Genomic DNA, 10,461 nt, shown 5'->3' with positions numbered 1-10,461 from the left:
ACAAACTCCTGTTAAAAGCAAAGTCGATATGAATATTAATGTAAAAGGTTTCATTTTTGTCGTTAGGTCAGGTTGTTTAATATGGCAGGTAACGTTTTGAAAATTTGTGCAGAAATGGCATTACTTGCATAACCATTGTCGCACCGCACTAAATTAAATAAATAACTGATGAATTAACGTGAACCACCGTCAGCCATTTTTGAACAAATTTGCTGTTAGTGGCTGGCTAATTTTAGTCATCGTCTCTTCCTGTATAATTTTCTAAAATCGTTTCGTCAGCAAAATATGCTGAGTAAGTCTTCATACTATTTTTCTCCTTAATTCTTAAGTCAAACTCTAAATACAAACTACCAAATTCAGTAAAGTCTTTCGAAACTAATTTCCAAGGTATAATTGTACAAAATGGAAATTCTATGTCTGGTCTTATACATATTTTGTCTGAAAGAATTTCGTCATTTGGAACTAAAAGTTCATTATGCGTTTTTAGCTCTAAATCATTTGTTCCTTTATTCCATTTGATATTGTATTCGTATTTAAATGTGTCTAAAAACCGACTTTGTTTCCACACTCTTTCTGATTTGAAGCAATCGTCATTAAACGTTAGATAAAGTTTAAAATTTTCAAGCTGATAGTTGCCAATATTTCTAAGTCGTACAGCAAAAACACAACTACTTTTGTTGTGGCTAGTTGCATTTATAAAAAATCTAACAGGTTGAGCTTCTGTGTCTATCTCCAATCTCTCCATCCGCAATGTTTGAGGGTCTTTTCGATATCCAAAATTAGAAACTCCAATGGTTTCTTCTTTTACGCTATATTTTATGTGATTTTTTAGTAAAACTGGTTTGAATGATTTCAAAGTTTCATCGTTTTCAAACGTCACTTTAACTTTATGATTTGATGCAAAGTTCTGTTTTTTAATGTACCAATCGTTAGCTCGTTTATTTTGTTCTATTAAATATGCGATGTCTTCCCAGCAAAAAAGATGAACTTCGAAAATATTTTGCTCAATATTCTCAACATTTTTCAATCGTACAAACTCTTCAATCCTTTCGTCTTTATTGGAGGTCGTTGTGAAGTAAAGTTTTTTTAGTTTGGGTTTGAAAGTTTTAGCTTTTTCTATTTCAACTGTAATTTCTTTTTCTGTTAAAGTTGCTTTTGTGTATTCGTCTTTTCCTTTACATTGTATTGCAAAATATTGCATTTCTTTTTTTGGAATTCCATAAATATCTACTCCGTGTTGATTTTGTCCTGCTCTGCCATTTTTTTTGATTTCTGGGCAGTCCCAAATTTCGCCCCAAAGAACTTTGCATAGTTCTTCAAAATCTTGCCAATTTTCGGGTTTTAAAATTTGTTGTTTCATTTTGAAGTGTGTCTAGATAGCTTGCCACTAACGATTGGCGAATTTGTGTAGTAATGGCGTTATTTGCACAAACTTTTCAAGTTGCACTAAAGATAATTAATAGAAGTGAAATAACGTTAAACCACTTCAGCCATTATTACACAAATTTGTGGTTACCAGATGCCTTTTTTTAATTATACTTAAAGTGTATTGAACTTTATATTCCGTAGCTTTCGTTGTAGCATTTCTTTACTTTTTTCCTGTCGAGTACTTCGAACTTTTGTGTTATTCTATTTGCTTTCCAAGCTTTAATTATTTTGTTAAAATATTCAGGATTTTTCTTATTGTCTTTAACTAAAGCTATAATTTCTGAGTCGTAATTTGTTTTTTGTGTTTGGCATAGTCCGAAAACAAATGAATTTTTATCGTTTAGATCATTCTTACTAAGTTTAAGAATGTCCAAAATATTAGATGTTTTAATATTATTTATAAAATTGTGTTTTTCGAATAAATAAAAAACACTGTCTTTTGAAAACCATGACGATACACCAAATTCCAATTCGGAAGTTTTGTTTCTTTTCGAAATCAGATAACCTCCTCCTTCTAAAATTGAATAGTTTTCAAAATCAATTTGCGAAGTATAATTAGAAATTGATTTGCCTTTTAGAGAATTAATTCCGCTACCCCAAAGCTTTAAAGAATTTTTCAATCCAGAATAAGTGATGTACGTCTTTAATAGGTTTATAGGAATTCCGTAATCTAGCGGTTGTGGCCCAGAACACTGAAATTTGAAAGCCAAAAATAATTTTTTGTTAATCGTCTTTAGGTAAAAGTCAATACAATTAACTTCTAAAGTGTCTTTTAAGAAAGAATTATCAATTTTATCATTGGCATCAATTTTAATTAATAACTCATCAAGATTAACATCATTGTATTCTATTCTATATCCCTGATAGTTTAACAGTTCAACTAATTTTTGCGTATTTAAGCTAAATAAGTCTGAAAAGCTCAACCTGTTACCGGTTCTTAGGTCATAGAACAGACTATTGAAAAATAATTGATTTTTTCCTCCATATGGCTCTATTTGACGCTCAACTGTGATATTTATAAAATCATTTGATATGTAAGAAATATTAAAAAACTCATTGATTACGTCGGCTTTCAAATCAGTTGAATCTTCTAATTCTGCCACTGTAATTAGATTGTCTTTAAGAAATGATTTTAAGAGAAAAGATGTGTCAGATTTAGTAGTGCTTGAAAAAAAATATCTTTTTAAATCATGGTTTATTTTAGTCGCAATAAGTTGATTAGAAGATATTTTTAATTGTGGAATTGAAGATTCAATTTTAATAATAGGAAGAATATTGAATTCAAGCTTAACTGTGTCAACCACAATCTTATTGGCTATAAATGATTGAGACATACATGGTAAGACCCAAAGAATTAGAAGACCCAATATTACTGTTTTCATGTCGATTTTGTCGAGTTAAGGTTTCTGGTAACGTTTTGGAAATTTGTGCAGAAATGGCATTACTTGCAGAACCATTGTCGCACCGCACAGACCAAAGTTAATAACGAAAAACCTGAGTTGAACCACCGTCAGCCATTTTTGCACAAATTTGCTGTTACCTGTTGGCCTTTTAGCCACCATAACTGATAATAGTTTTTTCCAGTATTTCTGCAAAATCAAAAATTTCGTCGATTGTCTGAATTTCGTTTTTTGTTTCTTTTTTATTTTCGTCGAATGTGCAGATGTATTTTTTGCTACCATTTAAATAAAGTCGACAAATAGGTTTTCTATTGTTGTCGTCAAGTAAAATGGCAAAATAAGATTGTGCGTCTCTATGACCAATTCGGTCGGCTTTTATTATTTTCCTTAAAATTGATTTTACAATCATAAAACCTTCAATTTCCTCCTCTGTAGTTTCAATTTTAGCGTCTTTGGTAGTTGGGTCTTCTGTTGAACTTTCGATTTTAGAATTATCTTTTTCATTATCGTCTTCCTTTTTAAGCGCAGATTTTAATCTTTCTGTTATAAGGTCATTGATATATTGTTGTAAAGATTTTTTCGTCAGAACAACAAATTGTTCCATTAGTTTGGCAGTCAAAACCCCACTATAAATTTGTTTTGCAAAGTGCCTTACGAAAGCATCAGAAGGATTTTGGAACTCTGTATTGATAAGTATTTTAAGTTCATTCATAAACTTCAGCTCATTTGCTGTGTTTTGAATATTGTCAACGTCAAAATAAGATTTATGGAACTTTTTCAGTTCTTCGATTTGATTATCTTTGATGTCGGTTACGTCAAATTCAAAAAATGGCTTTTCATCCATTTTGTTCTGTTCGATTAGGTCGGTATAAAACCTGTAAACTATTCCGTTTGATAAGAGACCGAATTTAGCTTTTGTCGTGTGGAAATAACGAAATAACTGTGAATTATGTGGGTCGAGTTTTTCGCTCCAATGTTTACATTCAACTAAAATGCAAGGCTTTCCGTCTTTTACAATTGCATAATCAACTTTTTCTCCTTTTTTGATACCAATGTCTGCAACAAATTCTGGAACGACTTCAAAAGGATTAAACACGTCATAGCCTAAAGCTTTTATGAATGGCATAATGAGCGCATTTTTAGTAGCTTCCTCGGTTAAAATTTGATTTTTAAGTTTTTCAACTCGTTCGCCGAATTGTTTGATTTCATCTTTAAAGTCCATTTTCAAATATTTGTTTAGGTGTCGTTTTTTTTATGCGTTTAGTAAAGGCTTACAGGTAACGTTTTGAAAATTTGTGCAGAAATGGCATTGCTTGCAGAACCAATGTCAGCCCGCACTAAATTAAGTAAATAAAGATGAATTGACATAAACCACCGTCAGCTATTTTTGTGCAAATTTGCTGTTAGGCGACGTTAATTTTTTCGGTTTCTAATGTAAAGCATTAATTGTATTATTATAGTCAGTGTAATAGTAAGCGCTATAATGTCATTCCATAGTTTTGGTCGTAACGCAAAAACGTTAATTATAGACACTATTATTGTCGCAAATGAAATTATAATAAGGTCTTTCTTGTTAGATGTCGTCTTTTCGCTGAGTTCTCTAATAATTAAAAATAGTTCGGCTATTAAAGCAGTATAAATTGCTACAGTAAGAAAAACTAAAACAAGCTGTAAAGCAACATTAAAGCTATAAAAAAGTCCGATAGCAAATATTCCTAAAACGTAAGTCAGTAAGTGAGGTAGTTTTTTCGGGTCTTTTATATAGTCGAATGTCTGTTGTAGACGCATAGTCGTTTTAATGTTGCCTAACGATTTGCGAATTTGTGTTGTAATGGCATAAAAAGCACAAACTTGTCTGCCCGTATAAACTTAGTTAATTGCGATGAAATAACGTAAAGCAGTTCAGCCATTATAATACAAATTTGTGGTTAGCAGAAGTTATTTTATTAAATTACAATGGAAAGCGGTAAAATATTTTGGTAAACCACCTTGATTATTGCTGTCTGCTTTTCCCCAAAGTATTATGTAGCTATAATTTTTAGAACCTATTTTTTCCACGGTTTTAACTAAATAAATAACATCAAGGTCGACGTTAGAATTTGTAATAGCGTAAATATCATTACCGTCGCCATTTTTACCTATAAATACAATAGTTTCGGTTACTGGATTTAATCCTTCGAACTTAAATGTCACATATCCTCTGGGTAAATTCTCAAATTCAGCATTTTTTGGAGTAATTAATTTTGGGTCACTAAACGTTATAGAAACCTTTTTATGTCCTTCAACTTTTGAACCGTTAAAAGTTTTGTCAAATTGGTAATCACTAAAATAAGTGTGTTTTTTATTCTGTCCAAATGTTAAAATTGGTAATAGAATAAAAAGTAATAATGTTAATTTCATAATTTTTGTTTAAAGTTTGATTTAATGTTTAATTGAAGTTGATTATAAAAAGATTTACCCCATAAATAATGGTCTTTTTGCGTAAGATTTAGGTCGGGATTAGTACATTCATTGACAGCTTTTAGATAAGAATTATATCCTTTCCAAATATTTTCAAATGCTGTTAAATTAATCAGGTCAGCAAATTGTGTTAAAATTTCGCAAACTCTGTAATCATAAACAGAAAATTCTTTCGGATATAAAATAGATAAAATCGCAGAAGCCATAGGTAAACGAAAACCATATTCTTTTATTAGAATCTCAAGTCTTTCTTTGGGTAATTCAGCTTTAAAAAGTTTGCTGGTTAGGTTTTTACAACATAATTCTAAATCCGGTTCAAATTTTAATAATAGTTTCGCAATTTTTGATTTGGCTCTATTGGCTTTCCAAATTACAATACAGAAAAAATCTTCCGCATTGATAAACCCATCTTGGTGGAAATTGCGATTAACTTTTCCCCTGATATATTTTTCCAAGTGATAATATTCCGTAAAGTCGGTCATAATTTCTGCTAACGTTTTGAAAATTTGCGCAGAAATGGCATTGCTTGCAGAACCGATGTCGCACCGCACCAAATTAAGTAAATAACTGATGAATTAACTTAAACCACCGTCAGCCATTTTTGTGCAAATTTGCTGTTAGGTACAGTTTTATTTCTACTTATTTGTTAAAGGCCCTACAACATTTGGTGCCATTATATAGTTGTCGTCTATTGGCAATTGTGTCATTAATCTGTAGCAATCTTCAGGTGTCGTCGCCCATAACTTCGTTTCATTAAGGTTTTTTTCCATTATTGATCTCCATTTTATAAATGCTCCGTCTTTTTTTTCGATAAATACTTGCTTAAAATATTCTTTGAACATAGCAATTCTGTTTTCATTCATTTCATTTTTTACGGTCATATAGAAAATAGAAATTATTCCAATTGATTTTGTTGAGTCCTGATATGATTTTAATTCTTTCCTTGCCCATCTTGCCCAAATTTCACAAATGTCAAAGTAATAGTTCTGCATTTCAATTTGCAAAGTGTCTTTCGATGTATAATAAGAAGTTGTTTTTTCAAACGCAGGTGCAAAATATACTTTTTCAAAGAGCTTATTTCTTTGACTCTTTTTTTTAGGAATGTCAATTACCGACCAAATACCAACTGATGCCGAAGCGGAAAATCCGTATTTATCCATTAACTTATCAATTTCTGGTATGGGTTTTCCTTGATATTCATCTATTGTCAACCTAACTTCTGGTTGCCAAAAAATATGAGTTGAATTCTGTGTTGGAAAACTTTTCTGTCCAAAAACATTGATGCTTAGAAAGATTAAAATTGTCAGAGATGTGGCTTTCATATTTGTAGATGAGTTCGTTTTAAAATTGTACCTAACGTTTTGAAAATTTGTGCAGAAATGGCATTGCTTGCAGAACCATTTTCGTACCGCACTAAATTAAATAAATAACTGATGAATTAACGTAAACCACCGTCAGCCATTTTTGAACAAATTTGCTGTTAGCAGTAGTAGTTTTATTCTTTAAAGCTTTTTCCGCCAACGTATAGGTCGAAATTGATTGAAACTCCAAGGTCATTCATTCTTTTGATTACTTTTTTGTCGATATGAGGACCGCCGAGCATTGTGTTTCCATTATGAAATTCTATTGCGATTTGAATATAGCCATCTGCTTTTTCCACAAGTTTTAAAATTCCTGTTCTATCTTGTTCTAAAAAAGAAAGAAGTTTATTTAGTTTGTCCTCGAATTCGTCTGGCTCTTTATTGGGCTCAAAGAAAATCGTACTTTCTTTCCAAAATATTCCATTTCTTCTCTCATCCCCTTTATTTCGTCCACCTGTTGATTCAAGAGTGGTCATTTTAGAAAGCTCCATCAAGCTAAATTTGTCTGAGTCCGCCCTGAAGTATACACTATTTTTTGCCTCAGTTCCGATATTGATTATTTCATTTGCTTCGATGTCAATGTAAACAGCAAAATAAAATCTTTCGCCAATTACAGGTATGTAGCCTACAATTAATTTGTCTTTTCCCTCTCGGTCGATACGTTCAACTTTTAATTGATTGTCAGAATAAACTGGGCTATGAATTTCAAGATACTGTTCTGTTGCTCCAAGTGTTTTATACTTGAATTCTTTTTCTATCAGTTCGATTATTTGCAGGTCGGTCATACTATTACTGCTAACGTTTGGCAGGTTTAAGAATTTGCGGATTACTTGCAGAAAATGTGGACCAGCAACAATTAAATGAATAGCAGTAATTAAGTAACAGCAGGTCGCCCGCAATTTTTTAAACCTGTTGTTAGCGGCTGCCCTTCTGTCAAACGAATTATTCACAATTAAATAAATAAACAAAATGAAAGTAGAACAAATTTTAGAACACACAGACAAGATGTATGAGCATCTTATGGAAGCCTATGAAATTGCAGGTGGGCTTCGTGATACCTTTTCAGGTGTCGAAACCAATGAAGGTAAATTGAAAGAATACTGCAATAAAATCAGAGGCAAAATTTATGAGCTTCGAGAATTAAGAGGAGAATTTAAAACAACAATTAAAACTATTGAGCAATGAGAAAACTATCAATTTCAGAAAACCAAATGGAACAAGTAGAAGAAAATCTTTTGTCCGTTCTAAAGTCAATTGACAAAGCTAATGCAGTAATTTGGGACGCAAACGAATTTCTAAATGATGCTCAACACTTGTCAAAACTAAAAGGTGAAGTCAAAAAAATTCTAAATGCACACTATGATTTGTCTGCCCGTAGAAAGTTGGGAGTGTCCGCATAGGGTTGCCGCTAACGTTTTGAAAATTTGTGTAGAAATGGCATTACTTGCAGAACCATTGTCGCACCGCACAGAACTAAATAATTAATGAAAAACCTGAGTTGAACCACCGTCAGCCATTTTTGTGCAAATTTGCTGTTATGAGTAGCTTTTTTATGCTATTCTTCATCTTCAGTATTCTCATATTTAGAAAAACTCAACTTGTTATTATCCAAGTCAAAAGAATGTATAAATTCATAATCCGATGATGATTTCTGTGGATCAATAATTCTTCCTCTAAATACAAGCTTATTACTATTTAATTCTAAAAAGGTGTAATAATCTAAAATTGATTTATTCAAAAATCCTTTATAAAAATCCTTTGTAACATCTTTTGTGAATAGGTCTTTTTTTATTGTTGTATCTAAAAGTATTCTTGAATTTTGCTTAATTATTAATTCAAATTGAAGGTCTTTATATTTAGCCACTTCATTTGAATCGTCATCAATAGTCACATAACTATCAAGATAAGTTTGTAAAACTATAATTTGTAATTTTTTATCAAGAATTACTGTTTCAATTCTTTCTGGTCCTTTTGTTTCTGAAAATTTAACATTTGAAAATTTGTCTGTAACAATTGTTGTTGGATTATTTGTTATTTCAACCGTTTTTCTTTTGTTTTCTTTTATTTGGTCACAAGAAATAATTAAATTAAAGAAAATCAACATATATAGTAAAACTATTTTTCTGAATTCTGGCATAATTCATATTTAGTATTGTAGGTAAAAAGAGTTTTTAGAATGACAATTATTTAATTAACATATAATAGCGTTACATTTTATTGTTGGAATTATTAAAAAAACCCTAGTTAATGCGCATTTGGTCTTCACCTTTAAGTTTAACAAATTCAAATTTATAATTCTTTAAGTCAAAAAGATGTTTAAAAAATACAGATTTAGAAGAGCGAGTGTCCAGTTTCCCTAAAAATTCGATTTTATTCGGGAAGTCATTGTCAATTACATAAAAATATTGGTCAAGCGTTGATTTAAGTACACATTCTTTTCCTACATATCTAACAAAATCTTCTTTTCTTAAAATAGTATCTAAAAGTATTTGAGAGTTTTGTTTTATTATTAAAGCAAATTGTACATCTCTATATTTATCTGTACCATGTGAATAATCATGAGTTATATAACTGTTGAGGTAAGATTTTACTAGTGTAATTTTTAATCGTCTATTTGCTAAAATATGTTCGAGTTTTTCAGGACTTTCAGTTTCAGAATAAAGAAGTTCAGACTTATTATTTGTATATAGTACAGTTGGACTGTCTGTTGCATCAATTTTATTTAATCTTTTATCGTCGACTTGTGAATTACAAGAAATGAGCAAGTAAGCAAAACTTAATATTTGAAGTCTCAATTGTCGTTTATTTTTAAAGTTACTCATAACGTTTTGAAAATTTGTGCAGAAATGGCATTGCTTGCAGAACCAATGTCGTACCGTACAAAACTAAATAATTAACGAAAAACCTGAGTTGAACCACCGTCAGCCATTTTTGTGCAAATTTGCTGTTATAAGCCGTATTTTTTTCTTTGTAATTCACGATATTAATAATATTTCGATAAAAATAAAACAAGCTGTCGAATTTCTAGAAATTAAAAATCTGTCAGCTTGTTGGCCACCAAAATTACCTAATTACTTTTTTTTTGGAGGAGGAGGTGGTGGTGGATTTTGGAAAGATGGTAAATTGTTACTCTGTTTTACAGATGTGGGCTGTGTCGACGGAGTCGGTCTTGGTGTTGGTTTCGATTTTTCTGGCATATTAAATTTAGTTAAAGATTCTTTGTAAATAATTCCTTGTCTCGATGTCAGCTTTTTTGTAAATCTTTTTATTAGTGGATTTTACAATTTCATTGACAATTTTACTTATTTCTCGTTCTGTGTTTTTTAAAGTATAAAATTTTGATTGGGCTTCTTGGTCGGAAATTCTATAATTGTAATGGTCATACCAAATTTGTTCTAAATCATTAAAGTAGTCGAAATAGAAGTCTGTAACATTGTCTAATTTTTCGATTTGTTTGTCTGATGGAACAATATGAGGGCTTAAAAGCTTAAGCAAAGAAATTAATGCAACTATTATGCAGGCAATAAAGGGGGAATCTTTCCAAATAACCCAACCCATAACACCAGCAGAAGAAAAGGTCAAAATTATAATATTGAAATAATTAAGAAAACGTCGCTGTCTTGAAATTAAAAAAGTACAATAGCAATGATTGTGCTTCACTTGTCCTAATTCATACCATAGTCTTTCTCTCATTATTCGGTTTAATATGGCTTATAACGTTTTGCAAATTTGTGCAGAAATGGCATTGCTTGCAGAACCATTGTCGCACCGCACCAAAGTAAGTAAATAACTGATGAATTAACGTAAACCAC

At 31.1% G+C, this 10,461-nt stretch carries 13 protein-coding genes; 3 read left to right on the top strand and 10 right to left on the bottom strand.

Annotation, left to right across the window (positions count from 1 at the left end):
• Nucleotides 1-232 precede the first annotated feature (232 nt).
• The 7 genes from A5893_RS00195 to A5893_RS00160 form a co-directional block, all read right to left on the bottom strand.
• Nucleotides 233-1,360: a restriction endonuclease gene (locus tag A5893_RS00195; protein ID WP_068820527.1), complete on the bottom strand. Its 1,128-nt coding sequence runs from the start codon at nucleotides 1,358-1,360 to the stop codon at nucleotides 233-235.
• Nucleotides 1,361-1,556: 196 nt separating this feature from the next.
• Complete coding sequence (locus A5893_RS00190; protein WP_198342227.1) at nucleotides 1,557-2,810, bottom strand: hypothetical protein; 1,254 nt, start codon at nucleotides 2,808-2,810, stop codon at nucleotides 1,557-1,559.
• Nucleotides 2,811-2,979: 169 nt separating this feature from the next.
• Entirely contained in the window at nucleotides 2,980-4,050 is a 1,071-nt protein-coding gene (locus A5893_RS00185; protein WP_068820525.1) for a type I restriction endonuclease, read from the bottom strand.
• Nucleotides 4,051-4,766: 716 nt separating this feature from the next.
• Nucleotides 4,767-5,228, bottom strand: coding sequence for a hypothetical protein (locus A5893_RS00175; protein ID WP_068820523.1), 462 nt, complete (start codon nucleotides 5,226-5,228; stop codon nucleotides 4,767-4,769).
• Nucleotides 5,225-5,839, bottom strand: a complete 615-nt coding sequence (locus tag A5893_RS00170) for a hypothetical protein (RefSeq protein WP_157687304.1) — start codon at nucleotides 5,837-5,839, stop codon at nucleotides 5,225-5,227. The genes A5893_RS00175 and A5893_RS00170 overlap by 4 nt, the downstream gene beginning before the upstream one ends.
• A gap of 84 nt (nucleotides 5,840-5,923) precedes the next feature.
• A complete protein-coding gene (locus A5893_RS00165) occupies nucleotides 5,924-6,610 on the bottom strand; it encodes a hypothetical protein (protein WP_068820522.1) in 687 nt (228 codons plus the stop codon).
• Between the two features lie 173 nt (nucleotides 6,611-6,783).
• Nucleotides 6,784-7,599 (bottom strand): DUF4279 domain-containing protein, encoded by an 816-nt coding sequence (locus A5893_RS00160; RefSeq protein WP_157687301.1) that lies wholly within the window; start codon nucleotides 7,597-7,599, stop codon nucleotides 6,784-6,786.
• A 19-nt stretch (nucleotides 7,600-7,618) separates the two neighbouring features.
• Here A5893_RS00160 and A5893_RS00155 point away from each other — a divergent pair, with 19 nt between their 5' ends.
• On the top strand, nucleotides 7,619-7,834 hold the full coding sequence (locus A5893_RS00155) for a hypothetical protein (protein WP_068820520.1): 216 nt from the start codon (nucleotides 7,619-7,621) through the stop codon (nucleotides 7,832-7,834).
• Entirely contained in the window at nucleotides 7,831-8,049 is a 219-nt protein-coding gene (locus A5893_RS00150; RefSeq protein WP_068820519.1) for a hypothetical protein, read from the top strand. Before A5893_RS00155 ends, A5893_RS00150 begins: the two co-directional genes overlap by 4 nt.
• A gap of 155 nt (nucleotides 8,050-8,204) precedes the next feature.
• Here the strand turns inward: A5893_RS00150 and A5893_RS00145 are convergent, their stop codons facing one another.
• Both A5893_RS00145 and A5893_RS00140 read right to left on the bottom strand, forming a co-directional pair.
• A complete protein-coding gene (locus tag A5893_RS00145) occupies nucleotides 8,205-8,753 on the bottom strand; it encodes a DUF4738 domain-containing protein (protein ID WP_157687298.1) in 549 nt (182 codons plus the stop codon).
• Between the two features lie 136 nt (nucleotides 8,754-8,889).
• Nucleotides 8,890-9,444: a hypothetical protein gene (locus A5893_RS00140; RefSeq protein WP_157687295.1), complete on the bottom strand. Its 555-nt coding sequence runs from the start codon at nucleotides 9,442-9,444 to the stop codon at nucleotides 8,890-8,892.
• A 136-nt stretch (nucleotides 9,445-9,580) separates the two neighbouring features.
• On the opposite strand from A5893_RS00140, the gene A5893_RS00135 reads away from it, so the two are divergent.
• Complete coding sequence (locus A5893_RS00135) at nucleotides 9,581-9,874, top strand: hypothetical protein (RefSeq protein WP_068820516.1); 294 nt, start codon at nucleotides 9,581-9,583, stop codon at nucleotides 9,872-9,874.
• On the opposite strand, the gene A5893_RS00130 is transcribed toward A5893_RS00135, so the two are convergent.
• Complete coding sequence (locus A5893_RS00130; RefSeq protein ID WP_068820515.1) at nucleotides 9,854-10,342, bottom strand: hypothetical protein; 489 nt, start codon at nucleotides 10,340-10,342, stop codon at nucleotides 9,854-9,856. The genes A5893_RS00135 and A5893_RS00130 overlap by 21 nt on opposite strands.
• Nucleotides 10,343-10,461 lie beyond the last annotated feature (119 nt).

It is taken from the genome of Pedobacter psychrophilus, from assembly GCF_001652725.1.
Lineage (GTDB): Bacteria > Bacteroidota > Bacteroidia > Sphingobacteriales > Sphingobacteriaceae > Pseudopedobacter > Pseudopedobacter psychrophilus.
The sequence above is the reverse complement of the archived record's forward strand: the minus strand, read 5'-3'. Positions and strand labels throughout refer to the sequence as shown.

Excerpts from the sequence above, each read along its gene's own strand:
- A5893_RS00195 (WP_068820527.1), bottom strand. The coding sequence starts at position 1,360 with ATGAAACAACAAATTTTAAAACCCGAAAATTGGCAAGATTTTGAAGAA.
- A5893_RS00190 (WP_198342227.1), bottom strand. The coding sequence starts at position 2,810 with ATGAAAACAGTAATATTGGGTCTTCTAATTCTTTGGGTCTTACCATGT.
- A5893_RS00175 (WP_068820523.1), bottom strand. The coding sequence starts at position 5,228 with ATGAAATTAACATTATTACTTTTTATTCTATTACCAATTTTAACATTT.
- A5893_RS00130 (WP_068820515.1), bottom strand. The coding sequence starts at position 10,342 with ATGAGAGAAAGACTATGGTATGAATTAGGACAAGTGAAGCACAATCAT.
- A5893_RS00185 (WP_068820525.1), bottom strand. The coding sequence starts at position 4,050 with ATGGACTTTAAAGATGAAATCAAACAATTCGGCGAACGAGTTGAAAAA.
- A5893_RS00150 (WP_068820519.1), top strand. The coding sequence starts at position 7,831 with ATGAGAAAACTATCAATTTCAGAAAACCAAATGGAACAAGTAGAAGAA.
- A5893_RS00155 (WP_068820520.1), top strand. The coding sequence starts at position 7,619 with ATGAAAGTAGAACAAATTTTAGAACACACAGACAAGATGTATGAGCAT.
- A5893_RS00165 (WP_068820522.1), bottom strand. The coding sequence starts at position 6,610 with ATGAAAGCCACATCTCTGACAATTTTAATCTTTCTAAGCATCAATGTT.
- A5893_RS00145 (WP_157687298.1), bottom strand. The coding sequence starts at position 8,753 with ATGTTGATTTTCTTTAATTTAATTATTTCTTGTGACCAAATAAAAGAA.